Origin of the sequence: Cohnella baijiui (assembly GCF_020731285.1) — a bacterium.
Lineage (GTDB): Bacteria > Bacillota > Bacilli > Paenibacillales > Paenibacillaceae > Cohnella.
The window spans coordinates 33850-51291 of sequence record NZ_JAJFOW010000023.1 but is presented as its reverse complement, the minus strand read 5'-3'; the positions used below and the strand labels follow the sequence as shown (position 1 = coordinate 51291).

Sequence of the window (17442 nt, the reverse complement as noted above, 5' to 3'; positions counted from 1 at the left end):
AACTCGTCGAATGTCTCGACCGACTCCTTTTGTCCATCCAATGTACGACATGTAAGGTGCTTTCGCACTCCACCCCATTGTTTGAAGAGCTGTGCTCGATTGCAGGAAAATAGCCACGAAAAAGCTCCCCCTACGGCAAACAGGTCTTGGCGTTGCGCCTGTCTGCCGTAGGGGAAGCCTATCGAGATTGCTTATGACGAACTCCCAATGGCCATGTTCTTGATCTGCATTTCGCTTCTGAAGGCGCCCGGAACTTCCCAGCCGATATAGATTGCTTCCAGCCCCAGATCAGGATGGGGGACCCCGCCGAAATAACCGTTCTGCTTGGCGATCTCCAGCGCTCGTTCGATGTGCGGCTTCAGATCGACGTCCACATGATGCCATTGTCCGTCGCCCGTGGGCGAATCGTAAATCTCGCCGCCGTCCAGCGTGTAGATGAGCTTGTGCGTATCTCCCGCCGGATTGAAGCCGCTGTCGATGTGCCATTCGCCGGGCGGAATGCCGTGGCGGTTGTCGTAGATCGGCACGCAGAAATTAAGAAAGTCCCCGCTGCCGGACGAATTTCCGATGATGAGGTAAAAGACGGCGATGGCCGCGTGTAGGCCGGGATCGTACTGCTCCGGCGCCATCAGCAGCTCGGATTTCGCGATGCGGGTATCGAACCGAATGCGCAAGCCATCCCCATCCTTCAGGCTGCGCGGGTTCTTGTACCGCTGCTCAAGATAGAGATGCACCCACGGATCGGTCGGCCTGCTGCGGGGTTCGGCATATTCCTGGCCTGTATCCACGCCGAGCGTCACGGTGCCGTCGTCCGCCACGGCCAGCGTTTTATACGCGTTCTCGTAGACGTACCGCGTGCCGTCGCGTTTGCCCGCGATTTTCGCTATGTCGCTCTTGGAATTCCATTGCGACACGATCCATTCCGACTTCAAGCCTTCCAGCTTGCGGCCGAAATCGAGCTTCCCGCTCACGCGGGCCGAGCCGGGGATCGGTTGGAACACCATCGCCCCGCGCTCGAAGCCCGTGTCCAGAATCCAATTGTCGGCGGCCTCCCGCTGTTCGCCCGGCGGCGATTTCAGGCATCCGGCCGTTGCGAGCAGAAGAATAACCGCGAGCAGCGATCCTCCGATCGATCGGAAGACGGTTGTCATGGAGACCTCCCCGCGACGTCCGTCAGTCCGGTGCTGACGATGTAACCCCTCGCGTCTATCGCGTTCCCGTAATAGGCTTTTGCCTGCGCCGGCAGCTCCGCTTCGATCCGCGGGCGCAGGCCGGCGTAGGCCGGCAGGTCCACGACGATCTTGTTCCATACCGGACTGAGGCGATCGGAAACGTTAAGCGTATAGTAAAATTCCGCACGGACGATCGGCTCCGGGGAGTCGAGCTCCATGGCGACGGTCACGCGGCGGACATCGGCATCCCGCTCGTGCCGGACGATGCGGGCAAGCGGAGCGGATCCGGATACGATGCTGTCGGCGAAAGCGTAGATTTCCGGAGGCCGGACGGCTTCTTCTTGGTTGTGCGGCATACCGGGGTGGATGCTGAGAACGGAGTCGGGTTTCGCGACTTCGTAGGATTTGGTGAACACGGTCAGCGGGAAATGGCCGTCGTTGTCGCCGTTCACCCACAGCATCGGCAGCTTGGCGCGGCGCAAATAGGCGGCAGGCTCCCACAACCGCTCGAACCTCTCCTGCATCTCCCGCGGCCAGCTTCGGTACGCGTCGCCGAAATAGCTTTCCGATTCGGCCACGAACCCGCTCCCGTACACCACGACCGCGAAGCGAAACCGATCGTCGATGCCGACGGCGATTTCCGTCAACACGGCGCCCCACGATACCCCCACGATGCCGACGCGCCCCGGATCGACGCCGGGCAGCGAGCGGAGCAGCGAGTGGGCCAGCGCGGTATCCGCCACCGCGTGGTACGTCCACTGCTCCTTCTCCGGCTTGCCGATGTCCTGCCATACCGGCTGATTGTTCGGCCCGCCCCCTTCGTGCGGCTTGTAAGATCGGGTCTGCTCATCCCACAAGGGCAGATGCCCTTCCAAATCCATCGCTATGGCGGCGTACCCGCGGTCGTTCCACTTCTTCACCCAATCGGCGTAAGCGGTACCCGCTCCGCCGTGGACGAGCACAACGGCCGGCACGCCGTCCTCTCCCGGATGCAAGTCCGGCATGCCGACATAAGCGAATACTTTCGTCGGCTTCCCTTCGTAAGGCAAGCCTTCGTAGAAGATTGCCTTGACGCCGCCAGCGGCATCGTAGTCCGGCGCGTAAGAATAAGCGGGAATCTCCATAAGTTTCTTCCTCTCCCACGGTCCCGGAACCGGGGCCGTCCCTAAAGCCGACTGTGAGACGATCAGCAGCGTAGCGGCTATAACCGCGACAATCGCGCCAACGGCGATAGCCTGCCGCACGGTTCGCTTGGCGGGCATCAAGCCCCCTCCTTTATCCGGGCAGGCGGCAAGCAAATGCGGCGGTGTCCGACCCTTCGACCCGGTGGCTCGACCCGTCCGGGAGCCTGATATCCGTCGGTCTCCCGTTCAGCCCGGCCGCTTGCAGCCGGAACGAGCCTTCGACGATTTCCCAGGCGACCTTGACCGGCCCGTGCCGGGTGACAGCTTTGCCGCGCGCCCATCTTAGCGGTCCCGGCCGCGGCTCGATCCGGATGCGCTCGTATCCGATACCGGCCGGCTTCACGCCGAGAATCTCGCTCGTGAATTCCCAGAGCGGCACCGCTCCCCAAGCATGGCAATCGCTGCGCTGGGAGACGGGGTCCTCAAGCCAAGTCGTCAAATGCAGGCCGATCTGTTCCCGCCATCGGTCCCATAACGCAAAACCGGTCTCGTACCGGCCGGCTTCGGACAAAGCCCGGAACAGAAAATACGCCATCGAGTAAGACACCTGCAGCAAGGAAGAATCCTCCATCAGCCGGCTGGCCAACCCGGTCGCGTCAGAGCCCCGGACGGCCCCCGCGAGAATCGCCCATATTTGCGCATGCTGGCTGTACGAATCGAGACCGGGCCCGTCCCGGTACAGTCCCCGCTCTTCCGAACGGCAGCTCGCGTTGACCGCCGCGACGATGGCTTTCGCCCGATCGCGGTACTCGCGGGCGGTCTCCGGCCGGCCGGTATGCGCGTTGATGACGGCCGCCTTCTCCAGCGCGTCCGCATACATCAGGTTGTACACGGTCAGCGGACCTTCGGCGGACGGAACCCCGCGGGTCCTTTCCCACTCTTTCACCCAATCGACATAGGACCAATATCCCCGAGGCGCCGCTCCGACGAGGCCGTCGCTGCCGATCCGCCGCGCGAACCAGTCCAGCACGGCATCCACGGTCGGGCGATAACGCGCCGCATGCGCCGCGTCGCCGTAGTAGAGCAAATGGTCATGCAACATCAGGATCCAATACAGCGCGAAGCCGGGAATAACCTGTGGCTGGATCGACGGATACCGGCTCAACAGCATGCCGCCGGGCAGCAGCGAGCTATGGAATTCGTAGATCGCCTTGCGCGCCAGCCTGTCGTCTCCGTCGATTGCATAGGTGAACAGCGCCTGCAGGCGAGTATCCATGCTGTACTGCAATTGCTCGTAAAACGGGCAGTCGTAGTAGCCTTCATGCATGCATCGCTGCAGCGAACGCACGCTGACGTCCCATAGCGGTCCCAGGCTTTCGTCGGACGCCTCGAAGGAAGCCCGGACTTCGAGCGGATAGCCGGTTTCCCGGTAATGCACCCGATGGACGGCGAGCGGCTCGCTGCCGGCCGAGATCTCGAGCCGGACGAACCGGAACGTTCGGAACAGGAACGTTTCGTATGCCTCGTCTCCCTCCGTCCGTCCCGAGACCGCATATCTTTCGCGATAACCGCGCAGGACTCCGCCTTCCGCCCGGTCGCGCATACCCTTGACGCCGTCCTCAGACTCGTAGCATTCCGAACACAGGAAGGCAATCTCGCTACCCCGCCCGCCGGCCATGACCATCCGCATATAACCGGTCGTCAATTCCCCGGCATCCAGCTCCACGACCGCTGTTCCGTACGCGGGCAGCCGAAGCCACTCCCGCTCGGACGAAGCTTCCCCCAGCACGGCCCCGGGGGACGTCTCGGCGCGCATCGCGCGTACGAATGCACGGTTCCTCTCGAACATCGGAGGGATCGTCCGCCTCGTTAGTTGCCAAGGCTCGAGAAAGCCGTCGTATTCCCGATGGGTCGGCGCGACGACGACGGCCCGCTTCCAATCCCGGTCGTCGTAGCCTGCTTCATGCCAGCCGTGGGGAAGGCGATCCCCTTCGACCGACTCCCCTCCGCCGACGCACGTATAGCTTTCGGGCAGAAACGCGACCGCGTCGTCGATTCGGCACACCCACGACCCGTCCGTGTCCAGCGACTCCGTTTCCCGGCCATCCCGGTCCGTTACCCTGCCCTGCAGCAGCAAGGCCCCGGTATGCGCGCTCGGAATCGCGGAAGGACGCGGCGAACCCGGCGCGTAGTGCAGCACCTTAACGGCCAACACGTTAATTCCGTCCGCCAAATACGGGGACAAGTCGACCGTTTCGTAATAATGGGTGCGCAGGTCGCCCCGCGCAGGTCCGGTCGAGACGGATACGCCGTTCACGTACAGGCGATACCGGCTGTCTGCGGATACGTCCGCGAGCAGGCGGGCCACAGAAGCGTCCGCAAGCCGGAACGTTCTGCGGAAATAGACAAGCTCGTTGCCGTCCGGCCGCCCTCTGCTGGCGCGATCCGCCCAAATCCATGAAGCCTGCCACGCTTTATTCTCTTCCATCGTCGGCTCCCCGCTTTCCCTGCCGCCGCGCGCGTCCGTTCACGGCACGAAACAAATCTTGACGGCCTCTTGTTCCCGAAGCAGCCGGACGGCTTCCGCGTAAGCTTCCAGCGGCAGCTCCTTGGATATCAAAGGTCTCATCTCCAGCTTGCCGGTTGCGATCAGCTCCAGCGCGTACTCCGCGGATTCCCGGGAGTGTCCCGGATAGCCGATCACGCTTAGCCCCGGATGGTTCAGGATGTAATCGTCCCGCTGCACGGCGAACAGCGCGACCGCTTCTTTCGTATGATCCATCATGTAACGCACGGCCGCCGGATAACCGACGCAATCGACGGCAATGTCCGACGCTCCCGCCTCCATCCGGTCGGCGAGCGCGGCCGAGCCGGCTTCGTACGTCCGGGCGGCGCCCAAAGACACAGCCAGCTCCCTGCGCACCGCCAGAGGATCGATGCCGACGACTTCCGACGCCCCTTCGGCGTTCAGCATCTGCAAGGCGATCAGCCCCGCCGGGCCGAGCCCGTTCACGGCACAGCGCTTGCCCCGGATGCCGAGGGTGTCCTTAAGCCGCAAAATCGTGCCGGCGATGCACATGGCCAGCTCCAGCGAGACGACTTGCGCGTAATGCAGGTGCGCCGGCACTTCGATGACGTCCGCCTCGTCCATTACGACGTATTCGGCGTAACAACCGGGGCGGATCTGGCCCGGGTCGCGCCAAGCGCATACGGTTTGGCCGATCGCGAGCCGCGCGCCTTCGCCGGCGGCCGCGATCGTGCCAGTCATTTCATGGCCGGGCTGACCCGGAATATACGGAAAGGGAACCGGACCTTGATTGGCGAACATGGGCTTGCCATGATAGATGTGCAAGTCCCATTGCGGGCATGTCGTGACCGCCTTCACCTTCACCAACACTTGCCCGGGACCGGGCGCGGGAATCGGAACGCGAACGACTTCCGCCTTTTCCTTGTCCCGAATAACGAGCGTTTTCATCGTTTCCATGCAATATGGCTCCTCTGTCTATCAATCTGGTCCTTCAATCGATCGATACGTCTTCCCAGTCCAGCAAAACGCCCAGACAAGCTTCGCTGCCGCCTCGGATCAACTCCCACGCTTTCTCCGCTTCGTCTGCCGGGAAGCGATGCGTAATGAGCGGCGCCGTCTTCAGCCAGCCGTCCCGAATGGCTTCAAGCGTCGCGTCCATCCGCCGCTTCGTCCAGCCCGACGGCGTATGGAGCGTAATCTCCTGCTCCCTTAGCTTCTGGATGTCCACGATGCCTTCGGTGCCGAGGTATCCGGCGGATACCAGATGGCTGTCGCGCTTCATCAGCTGCTGCAGCTCGCGCACCTGATCCATGGCGCCGACCGTATCGACGACGACCGCGATGGCTTCGCCCCGGAAGGCCGAGTCCGCCGGCGTCCGCCGGACGTTCACTGTCCGGATCGGCGCCTCCGCCAGTCCGAGCCGGCCGTCGTGCCGCCCGAGCAGCGCCACGGCGGCTCCGCGATGGGCGAGCGTCTGCGCCACCCAATGGCCGACTAGCCCGTCGCCGATGACGACGGCCAGCTCGCCCGGCGCAACGGCGGGGCGCATGCCGCAATTGTAGCCGACCTGCGCCAGCACCAGCCCCGCATAGGCGGACAGATCGTCTGCTTCGTCCGGCAGCTTCCACACCTGATCGGCGCCGGACACGGACGGCTGGATGTGGCCGGCCTCGGCGAAGAACAGCCCGGAGACGCGGCTCATCGCGACGAACACGCGGTCTCCCTTCCGCAAGTCTCGGACATTGCGTCCAACCTCGCGCACGATGCCGGCCTTCTGGTAACCGGCCGCATGCGGGAAGGGCCAGGGATCGCCCTTCCCGTACGGCCGCTCTCCGGCGATCCGCTCGCCGCGCAGGAACGAGCCTTCCGTTCCCGCGCTGATCCACGAATGCCGCACCTCCACGACGACGTCATCGTCTCCCGGCTCCGGCATCTCGACCGTTTGGAACGACACCCGGTTCCGGTCCGTGAACACGACCGCTTTTCCTTTCACTGCGCATTCTCCTCGTCTGTCTTACTTTTTGGCGTCGTATGCCTTCTGATAGAGCTCCAGGTAATGCCCCAGATTCATATCGTCCAAGCTTTTTACGTAGGAATCCCATTCCTTGTCGATATCGACGTCGCCGTTAATCGAACGGACAAGCATCTCGTTCACCCGGTTATGCAGCGTCAGTTGCAGGTCGGCGATTTCCGCGGAATCTTCGTTGGACAAGTATAGCGGCGGCACGATTCGGTCGAGCCCCGCCTTGTACGGGTCGTACTTCTCCTTCGTCTCCGTATACAGCATCTTCTCGAGCGGATTGGCCGGATCGTCGACCTGGGCCAGACGGAGCGACGACGGATTGAAGATCGGACCGGACAGCGACCAGTGCACGTTCTGTACGTTGCCCCACGATTTCAGCGGCTTCCAGATCGCTTTCTCGCCGTTGATGCCGAGTTCCCCCTCTTTCGCCCAGTCCCACTCGTCGCCGGGGCGCCCGTAGGAACTGCGCAGCGTCGTCTCGGTGTTGTACATGAAGTCGAGCAAGCGGAAGGCGGCTTCCGGATTTTTCGCGTCCTTGGTGATGACGTAAGCGCCCGTATTGAGCACGCCATAAGGATCGTATGGCGTCACCTGCACGCCTCCCGGCCCTTTCAGCGGAGGAACGGCGACGTAATCTTTCCATCTGCCGCTTTCGCCGAAAAACTGCGTGAACTCGCCCATGTGCAAGGTCGATACCGCGCCCAGGATCGGGACGCCCGGATTTTCCCCGAGCTGCTTGAGCTGGTTGCCGTCCTGCGTAAGCGCCTGCGGGTCCATCAGACCGTCGGCATACAGCCGGTGCAAATATTTGAGCCCTTCCTTCCACTCCGGCTTGTTGTAAGGCACTTCGATCTTGCCGTTATCGGCCGCGAGCCACGACAGCGGAGCATAAGTAAACGAGTTCATCAGGAAGTTCTGCACCTGCGTCACGTACCCCGTCGGCGAGCCGGAGAACGGAATTTCGTCGGCCTTGCCGTTCCCGTTCGGATCCTGCGTCTTGAACGCCTTGAGCACGTTGTAGAACTCTTCGGTCGTCGTGGGCATCGCCAGGTGCAGCTTGTCGAGCCATGGCTTGTAAATCCACATCTTCTGCATGAACATCGCGTGGAAGCCTTCGTTCGGAGCCGGCATGGCGTAGATGTTGCCGTCGGGCGCCGTGATCGTGTCCTTCACGTACGGCATCTGCTCGAACATCTTTTTTGTCTCCACGCCGTATTGGTCGATCAGCCCGTTCAGCGGGCGGAACAAGCCTTGGGCGCCGAAGATCATCTGCTGCGCCAGCGATATGCCCATCGTCATGATGACGTCGGGAAGTTGCTCTCCGCTTGCTAGCACGAGATTCAGCTTCTCCGAAGCCGATTTCTCCGGCAGGATGTCCCATTCGATGTGGATGTTCGTTTTCTCTTCCAAATATTTCGTGAATTCGTTCGTGGCGAAATCTTCGACGAGCGAGTTGGCGTGAGTCATGATTCGGATCGTCGTCTTCTCTTTCGTGATCGGCAGCTCGCCGGCCGCGGTCACGTTGCCCGTACCGGCCGGGCTTCCGACTGGCGAGCCCGAGGCCGAGCCCGCAGGCGAGCCGGTCGCGGCCCCGTCGTTTTTCCCGGAACAAGCGCTCATGACCAGTGACAAGGCAAGCAGCATAACCGCGAACCCATGAATGCCTTTCTTCAAGCCGAACACCCCTTATTGGATTTGGTTTTAGCCTTTCAACGAGCCGATCATGACCCCTTTGACGAAATGCTTCTGCACGAACGGGTACACGATCATGAGCGGCACGGTCGCCACGACGATCAGCGAATACTTCAGCAGGTTGCTCAAGCCTTCCCGCTTCGCGGCGCTCTGCACGTCGACGACCGTTGACAGCATATCCATGTTGATGTTGTTCTGGATCAGAATCTCCCTGAGCACGATCTGCAGCGGGTACAGGTTCTGGCTCTTCAGGAAAATAAACGCGCTGAAATACTGGTTCCAATGGCCGACCGCATAGAACAAAGTGATCACGGCGATGATCGGCATGGACAGCGGAAGGACGATTTTGCGCACGAAGGTGAAGTCGCTGCAGCCATCCAGTTGGGCCGCCTCCAGCATTTCATCCGGAATCGAAGTCTGAAAATACGTTCGCGTAATGACGACGTTCCAGACGCCCACCGCTCCCGGCAGCAGCATAGCCCACACCGTGTTGAGCATGCCAAGGTCGCGCACGAGAATGTAGAACGGGATCAAGCCCCCGGAGAACATCGTCGTGAACACGAATAGGAACATGAAGAGATGGCGGCCGTACAAGTCCTTCCTCGCCATCGGGTACGCCGCCAATATCGTCAGCGCCACGTTGATCGTCGTGCCCGCCGTCATGTAGAAGAGGGAATTGCGAAAGCCGGAGCCGATCAACTTGTGATGGAACACCGCTTTGTAGCCGTCCAGCGTGAAGCCTACCGGCCACAGCCATACCCGGCCCGACACGATGGCGTCGGGGCTGCTGAACGAAGCGCTCAACACGTAGATCAAGGGATACAACACCGAAAGCAGGAACAGCGTCAACACGATATAATTCAGCGCGGTGAACCAGCGGTCTCCGCCAGAATCGCGAATGGAACGGTTGTCCAATTCCAGGTCTCCTTTCCCGCTGTCGCCGTCACCACAAGCTCGCCTGTCTCGTCTTGCGCGCGACCTGGTTCACGAGCACGAGCAGCGCCAGATTGATCACGGATTTGAACAGCCCGATAAGCGTGGAGTACGAATAGTTCATGGCCGGCGAATTCAGCGCCACTTTGTACACGTAAGTGTCGATCACCTCGGACGTCCGCAAATTAAGCGAGTTTTGCATCAGCAAAATTTTCTCGTAACCGACGTCGAGCATGTGACCCATGTTGATGATCAGCAGAATGACGGCGATCGGCATAATACCGGGCAAATCGACGTGCCACATGCGTCTGAGCTTGCTTGCCCCGTCGATCACGGCGGATTCGTGCAGCGCCGGATCGATGCTGGCGAGCGCCGCCAGATAGATGATGCAGCTGAAGCCCACCATCTGCCACACGCCGGACCAGACATAGATCGATTGGAACAGTCCGGCCTTGGCCATAAACGGGACCGGCTCGAAGCCTAGCGCCTGGATGACGTGGTTAACGATCCCTTTGCGGGGATCCAGCAGTTCGAAAACGATCCCTACCATGACGACCACGGAAATGAAATAGGGCGCGTACGTGATCATCTGGACGCTTTTCTTGAACGCAAGGCTGCGCACGTAGTTCAAGCTGAGCGCCAGCAGGATCGGGAACGGGAATCCGGCGATCAGGCTGTACAGACTGATCGATAACGTATTCCGGATCAACCGCCAATATTCGTACGAGTTCACGAAGCGGTGGAAATGCTTGAAACCGACCCATTCGCTCCCCCAGATTCCTTTCGTGACCACGTAGTTTTTGAAAGCGATTTGCGCCCCGTACATCGGAACGTAGTTGAACACGATCACGAACAGGACCGGAAGCGCAAGCATGAGGTACAGCTGTCGGCCTTTGCGGATTTTCTGCCATCTCGTCCGTCCGGTTCCCCCGGAACGAAACGTCTCGGTTGTTGGTTCGCCCGGCATGCGTAGTCTCACCCCCTCTCGTGCCATCGGAAATTGTAAGCCTTTACAACGTTGCCATCCCATTATAATCTGGTGGAGGATTTCTGTATTTGCATTTAATCTTGTTGTTTACGAAGACGTCCGGTATTTTTAGAGGTGTATAATCGGGCATATTTCGAAATCTATTTGTATTTGGTTGACTTTTCGAATTTTGCAGCTGAACGGAGGCCTTCCGATGCACATCCGCAAATACGGCAATATCACGTTCACCTCCCCGCAGCGCTACGAGAGCGGCGGCATCCACCCCTATCATCACGAGATCCTGTACATCTCCTCCGGCGAAATCCAATTGACGTGGATGAACCACGTATATGAGACGAAGGGGCCCGCGCTCTTTTTCATGACGCCGAACACCCCGCATCAGCTTGCGAAAATATCGACGCAGTACAGCTTTCTGTTCATGGAAGCCGATATGCAGCACGATCCTTTCCTCAGCCTGTCGGAAATCATCCGTTGGAACGACATGCAGAGCGGGATGCAGTCGCCCTCCTATGCCTTGTCCGCCGTCATTCAAACGATGAACCTGATCCGCAACCATTTCGAATCGGAGCTGTCGATCGACAACGGCTTGCTGAACCGGCTCGTTACGGCCGAGATGCAGAAGGTCGTCGTGCTCGTGCGCCATATCGTGTCGTTATCCGTGCATGCCGGGGTCAAACCCGATAAGAAGGAACGGGGCGAATCGGAAGTCGCCAAGTCCGAGACCGAGGAAGCCGTCGAGCATTTGATGCACTTCATGGAGTCCTATTACCGGGAGAACATTACGATGAAGGATCTGACCGACCGGATTCATCTTAATCCGTCCTATTTGATCCGGGTGTTCAAGCAGATGAAAGGGATGACTCCGTTCCAGTATTTGAACAATCTGCGGATGAACGCCGCCGTCAGCCATTTGAGCTGCACGGACTTGCCGATCCAAGACATCGTCAAGCTGACCGGTTATCAGAGCATCCATTATTTCAGCCGGGTGTTCAAAAATACGTACGGCGTCAGTCCGTCGAAGTGGAGGCTGAACGGCGGCCAAGCGGAGAATGAACGGTAGCGGGAAATCCGGATGTCGATCAGGTGCAAATCGAACGTCCGGCTTCGGGAAGACGGGGCGGCTTGCGGCCCCGTCGGTTTACCGCAACAACAATACGTCGTGTAAATACATTCTCCTTGGTCCCGACTATAATAGGCTCAGTAATTTGTAAGGGCTTACAACATAGGGATCGAAGGAGGAAAATGACAATGAGAAAGGTGATTGCCTTGATCTTGCTGACCGCCATCGGCTGGCTGCCGTTCGGGGCGCTGACGGCGTCGGCAGGCGGCCAAACCGCGGCGCTGACGGCCGCGGAGCCGCGGGCCGGGCTGCTCGCCGCCATTCCGGACATGTGGAGCTTCCCCGATTCGGCTATACAGGACTTGGCCGATGCGGGAGTCGACGTAGTGGAGCTGAAGGCGGTGGCGAACGATCCGTTGGCGCATCCGAATCCAGGCGGCGACGGCGTCATGAGCGCCAAAGGCACGTACGAATTCTCCCTGCTCGACGCGCAAATTCGCCGCTGGAAAGCGAAGGGCATCCGGGTCGTGCTGGAGGTTACCCTGAACGGCTCGTTTCGACAGGATTGGTGGCCGGAGTATTACGCGGACTACGTGGCGGAGGACGGCTCGACCATTGCGAATCGCTTCAACGCGTATCTGCCCGCGCTGCAGAACGGTTACGACAGCTTCGTCCAAGCGGTGGTCGGACACTATGACGGCGATGCCGGCGTCTACGGGTTTTACATCGACGGGCCGGGTTATTACGGGGAAGTGGAGATGTTGACCGACAATTACGCCCAACCGAAGTTCTACAGCTACGATCCCAATGCCAAGGCGGCGTTCCGTTCTTACCTGCAGACCGTCTACCCGAACGTGGGCGCGCTGAATGCGGCTTGGGGCTCATCTTATGCCGGCTGGAACGATGTGCAGCCTCCTCTGCCGGACTACGCGCTGGGGGAAACCGCGATCGATTTGCGCCGAAGCTGGTCGGATTTCGTGACGTGGCGGCACGCCTTCCTGTACGGCGTCATGGAGAGGTGGCTCACGACGGCCAAGAACGCGACCGCCAAGCCCGTCGGAATCAAGATCGGCGGCGCCAAGATGGGCTCCAATCCGAATTCCGCCGCTTTCTCCGCGTCGACGGCCGACCTGCTGAAGCTGCTGGCGAGCGGCGGACATGCTTCCTTTTTCGACGACACGAACAACGAGAACTTGTCCTCGATGCGCCACAGCACGACGATCGGCAGCCAGTACGGGGTCAAAATCTGGGGAGAAGGTGATGGCGGCATCCCTGCCGTCTCGTACAACCAGCAGAGGCAGAACGCGGCCAATCTGTTGATGTCCGGCGCCGATACGATGCATTACGCCTATGTGGAGTGGCTGTTCAAGGGCTTCGATTGGAACACCGCCTCCTGGACGGGCAGCTTCGAGAAGACGAAGCCATACTATTATTTGAAAAGCCTTCACAAAACGGTCAAGCAGTATCGGCCGGCTTACGAGTCGAGCGAGGTCGCTTTCTTCCAATCGCACTATACGTCCTGGTACCGGGGAAGCGACAAGACGAACCGTGACGTCAGCCTCGTCTATGACGCCGAGATGACCCACGGCGCATACGGCGCTTACGCTTCATGGACCCGATACTTGACGACGCCGGATGTCGTGGACGAACAGCTCATTCTGGACGATATTCTGAGCCGTTACAAGGTGCTCATCGTCCCGAACACGTCGAGCACCGTCACGTTGAAGACGGTAGGCGATAAAATCAAGGAATGGGTGCATAACGGAGGCAAACTCGTCACGTTCGGAGAGGGAGCGCTCACGTACCAAATCGACGGCGACCGGCGGCTTGCGTCGCCGAATGCCTCCGACCCGTCGAACTGGAGCCTGGGCCTCAGTGGAGGCACGGCGGTGACGGCGACGGCCAGCCGCAACTGGCGCATTGCCGGCGGCAAGCCGGCCTGGCTCACGTCGTTGACGACGGCGGATCAGGGCGCCATTCCCGCTATCGACAAGGCGTTCGTCTCGCTGGCGCCGGGCGCCGTTCCTGTCGTGGAGGACGGGACCGGCAACACGCTCGTCGCCGAGTCCCCTTACGGCGCGGGCAGCGTGCTGTTCACCACGACGCGTGTGCAGAACAACGCATTCTTTGACGAGATCATGCCGAACATCCTGTCCGATTACGCCGATTCCGCGGGCATCCGGCGAAACATCCGGTTCGAGCCGAGCGTCGCGGCCACCTATGCGGGCACAAACGCCGCCAACGGAAAGAAGCTCGTCGTCTCCTACAGCGGCAAAAACCTGATGGACTCCCAGTATGACGAATCCGGGGGCGTCAATCCGCGCATAGAATTCTCCCCGTCGTTAACCGGCAACGCCGAGGTGCTGCAGTTCACGAAATACTACGGGAATCCGTCCTCCGGCACGCCCGGAGCGCGGGATACGATCACCGACGCGATTGCGACGCCGGTCACTCTTCCGGCGGAGGTCACGCACTACCGGACGGCCAGTCCGATTCCCATTTACGATGTGCTGACCACGAACCAAAATGGGGATTACCCCCGCGAGAACATGATCGACGGCATGATCGGCAGCGAAGATCACGGCTTCTGGGCCAGCACGCCGGCTCCCATCCAGACGATCATCGCCAATACCGGCAAGGAACGGGTCATCCATGCCGTCGTCATCGATCCGCGGCAAGGTTTCGGCCCGAAGAACACGGCGGTCTCGGAGTCGAGCGATGGCGTCAACTATGCGCCCGTATGGAGCGGAACGCTGCCGAATAGCCGCAAGGTTGTGTATTTCGACCAACCTGTACGGGCGCAATTCGTCAAGTTGCATGTCACTTCCTCGTACTCTGCGGACACCACCGTGCAAATCCGGGAACTGCAGCTGTACGGACCGGAGTCGGAGGACGATTCCAAGCGGGTTGCTCCGGCAAGCGTGTCCTACGCTTCGCAGAAGGCCGGGTTCCCCGCCGCGAACTTGCATGACTTGCGGGAAGATACGTACTGGCGCAGCGACGCTTACCCGACGGAGCCGGCCCCCCAATCGATCGTGTACGATCTGGGGTCCACTCATCGCGTCAACCGGGTCGAGATCCAGCCGGTACCGAATCAAGGCCCGAAGGATATCGACATCCTGTTGTCCGCCGATGGCAACAACTACAGCTTCGCCTATACGGTCACGAGCGAGAACAACGGCCAACTGCACACGTTCCAGCCGACCGCGGCCCGCTATGTCAAGCTGAATATCCGTTCGTCCTACGGCTGGAACGACGTGGGCATCGCCGAGATGGCCGTCTACGCGACTGCGGCGCGGGAGAGCGGCTACAAGGAGATCACTGCCAAAACGGTGCAGGCCTCCAGCACGCAAGGTTATTACTCCTACAACCCGGCCAGGACGCTGGACGGGGTGAAGGACTTGCCGAACGACGGCTTCTGGGTGAGCGGCAAGCCGGCTTCCGCCGAAAATCCGCAATGGCTCGTATACGATCTGGGACAGCTCCGCAAGCTGGGGATGGTCCGAATCTCGCCGCGGGCGAATTACGGGAACAAGGATACGGAAATCCAATTGTCCGCCGACGGGATCCGTTATACGAAAGTTGCCGATTACATCGCTGCCAATGCCGACCAGAGCTTTTCTTTTGGCCAGGCGGACGCCCGGTTCGTCAAGCTGCTGTTCAAATCCGGGTACGACGCGGAAAATGTGCAAATCCGGGAAACCGAGTTTTTCGGTCCCATAGGCTCAGGTAGCGATAACCGGCTGCCGATGGCGTCCGTCTCCGCCTCTTCCGTCATCTCGCCGTACGCGCCCGAACATTTGAATGACGGCCTATACGACGATAACGCAGGATTCTATGTCGGCACAGAGCCCTCGGAGAGCCATCCGCAGACGGTGACGGTCGACCTGGGCGCTTCCCGGACCGTGCGAAAGATCGCGGTCGATTCGCGGACGGGCGCTTACCCGCTCGGCCCGGCCGAAGCGATCGTGCTCGGATCGGTCGATGGCGTCCGTTACGATCGGCTCGCCGCCGGCTACTTGACGCAGGGACGGGAAATCATCGATGTCGGAGAAGCACGGGCGCGGTATATTCGGCTTTATATGAAATCCTCCTACAGCGGCGACGGTACGAACCAGCTAAACGAAATCGCCGTCTACGGCGATCCGAACGATCCCGCTCCGTCATCGGCCTACTTCTCGACCTTCAGTCCGGGCAATGCGCAAGGATGGACGTTGATGCAGAGCCTGACGGGCTACATTTATTCGAACACGTACTACTTAACGGTTACTGGAGCCGATCCTTACCTGCAGTCTCCGGATAACCTGAATATCGACGCGTCTCGCTACGCTTACGTGAAAATCAGCATGAAGAACAACACGGCGGACAACGAAGCCGAACTGTACTGGCTTCGTGACGACGACACTGTGTGGGACTTGGCCAAATACAAGCTGTTCGGCATCCGGCCGCACGACGACGGGTATACCGAGTACGTCATCGATCTGTCCGCCGATCCGAACTGGAAGGGCGTAATCCGGCAATTGCGGCTGGCGCCCGCGAACAGTGCCTCGAACGGCACGATCGAGCTCGACTATGTCAAGATCGATGCCGACGGGACTGCCCGGCCCGGGTACGATCCGAACGAGGCGATGGCGCCGCTCTGGTCCTCCAACACGATCTATAACGAATCGGTGATGCTCGTATCGGACAACGGCAGCCAGCCGGAAGCGAAGCTGCACTACACGCCGATCGGCATTTTGTCGGTCAAGGACGCAACTTTGGGAACGGAATTCGTGGAGGGGAAAGACTGGGTATACGACGCGGCATCCGGCAAGCTGAAATTGCTTCCCGGCACGAAAGCGGGCTTCATGACGACAAGCGAGCTGTACCCTGCCGCTTACCAATCCGGCTGGTCGATGTACAGGCCGGGTTCCCAATACATTCTGTACCGGGAGGGCACGGACATCTCGAGCCGGCAGTTGGCCGTTACGTACACGAAGAGCGAGCCTTGGGGCGGCCTCGTTCCGCAGTATGCAGGAGCCGACCTGCCGAAGACGGCTGCCAAGCTGGCCGCCGGCGCGCCGCTCAAAGTTGTCTTATTCGGGGACAGTATTTCCGTAGGCAGCAACGCCTCGGGTTATTCCGGAGGATCTCCTTACATGCCGAGCTGGGGCCGGTTATTCGTCCGGCAGCTGCACGATGCCTTCGGCTCCGAAGTTTCGCTGGCGAACCCGTCGATGGGCGGTCAGGTTTCGGCCTGGGGAGCGTCAAACGCCGGTCGGGTAGCGGCCGAAAATCCCGATCTGGTCATCATCGCTTTCGGCATGAACGACGGCACGTACCAGGTGCCGCCTGCCACGTTCGAGAGCAACGTGAAGTCCATCATGGACGACGTGCTCGCCGCCAACGCCAACGCGGAATTCATCCTCGTCGCGACGACGCTTGCGCGGGAAGGCGTCTGCGGGGACGCGGCTTGCTCCACTACATTCGCGGGCAACCAGGCGGATTACAAGACGGCTTTGGGTCATCTCGCTAGCACGTACGGGGGGACGGTGGTCATGGACATGACCGGCATTCATAGGGAGCTGCTGCAGCACAAGAGCTTCCTCGACATGACCGCGAACAACGTCAACCATCCGAACGATTACCTCGTCCGATGGTACGCCCAGAATGCTTCGGCGCTGCTGATCCCTTAAGTTCTGGCGAGGTTGGCCGGTTTAATCCGGCCAGCCTCGTTTTTCCGAACCAACAAGGGATTGCCTATCCCGATTGGTTAGTGCAGGCTGCCCGCTCTACGTGGGGATCCTTCGTCGTGTTTCCGGATGGCGCTTCCATGTTCGCTTTTTTAGGGATCGCCATATTTACAGCGTGTTTCATTATGTCCCTTTGCACAGCTCCAACGCTGGACGCCTGATGGGCAGATTTGCGGGGAAAGACATCTATA

Annotated in this window: 10 protein-coding genes; 2 read left to right on the top strand and 8 right to left on the bottom strand. The window is 60.3% G+C overall.

The annotated features are described in order from the left end of the window. Positions 1-191: 191 nt before the first annotated feature. From LKX83_RS19615 to LKX83_RS19580, 8 genes are read right to left on the bottom strand one after another with little or no spacing between them, the layout of a single operon-like run. Positions 192-1151, bottom strand: coding sequence for a hypothetical protein (locus LKX83_RS19615; RefSeq protein ID WP_227884069.1), 960 nt, complete (start codon positions 1149-1151; stop codon positions 192-194). Beyond that, positions 1148-2434 (bottom strand): alpha/beta hydrolase family protein, encoded by a 1287-nt coding sequence (locus tag LKX83_RS19610; RefSeq protein WP_227884067.1) that lies wholly within the window; start codon positions 2432-2434, stop codon positions 1148-1150. Before LKX83_RS19610 ends, LKX83_RS19615 begins: the two co-directional genes overlap by 4 nt. A 13-nt stretch (positions 2435-2447) precedes the next feature. Beyond that, a complete protein-coding gene (locus tag LKX83_RS19605; protein ID WP_227884065.1) occupies positions 2448-4784 on the bottom strand; it encodes an alpha-L-rhamnosidase-related protein in 2337 nt (778 codons plus the stop codon). 39 nt (positions 4785-4823) lie between these two features. Continuing rightward, positions 4824-5780: a zinc-dependent alcohol dehydrogenase gene (locus tag LKX83_RS19600; RefSeq protein WP_227884063.1), complete on the bottom strand. Its 957-nt coding sequence runs from the start codon at positions 5778-5780 to the stop codon at positions 4824-4826. 34 nt (positions 5781-5814) lie between these two features. Continuing rightward, on the bottom strand, positions 5815-6816 hold the full coding sequence (locus LKX83_RS19595; protein WP_227884062.1) for an MDR/zinc-dependent alcohol dehydrogenase-like family protein: 1002 nt from the start codon (positions 6814-6816) through the stop codon (positions 5815-5817). Positions 6817-6837: 21 nt separating this feature from the next. Continuing rightward, the gene (locus LKX83_RS19590) at positions 6838-8520 is read right to left on the bottom strand and encodes an ABC transporter substrate-binding protein (RefSeq protein ID WP_227884061.1); all 1683 of its coding nucleotides are present in this window, start codon (positions 8518-8520) and stop codon (positions 6838-6840) included. Between the two features lie 27 nt (positions 8521-8547). Then, positions 8548-9453 (bottom strand): carbohydrate ABC transporter permease, encoded by a 906-nt coding sequence (locus LKX83_RS19585; protein WP_227884059.1) that lies wholly within the window; start codon positions 9451-9453, stop codon positions 8548-8550. 28 nt (positions 9454-9481) lie between these two features. Beyond that, positions 9482-10438, bottom strand: coding sequence for an ABC transporter permease (locus LKX83_RS19580; protein WP_227884057.1), 957 nt, complete (start codon positions 10436-10438; stop codon positions 9482-9484). Between the two features lie 214 nt (positions 10439-10652). Between LKX83_RS19580 and LKX83_RS19575 the strand changes: the two genes are divergently transcribed. Both LKX83_RS19575 and LKX83_RS19570 read left to right on the top strand, forming a co-directional pair. Continuing rightward, positions 10653-11519, top strand: coding sequence for an AraC family transcriptional regulator (locus LKX83_RS19575; protein WP_227884055.1), 867 nt, complete (start codon positions 10653-10655; stop codon positions 11517-11519). A 188-nt stretch (positions 11520-11707) separates the two neighbouring features. Further along, positions 11708-17194: a discoidin domain-containing protein gene (locus LKX83_RS19570; RefSeq protein WP_227884053.1), complete on the top strand. Its 5487-nt coding sequence runs from the start codon at positions 11708-11710 to the stop codon at positions 17192-17194. The last annotated feature ends 248 nt before the right edge of the window (positions 17195-17442 follow it).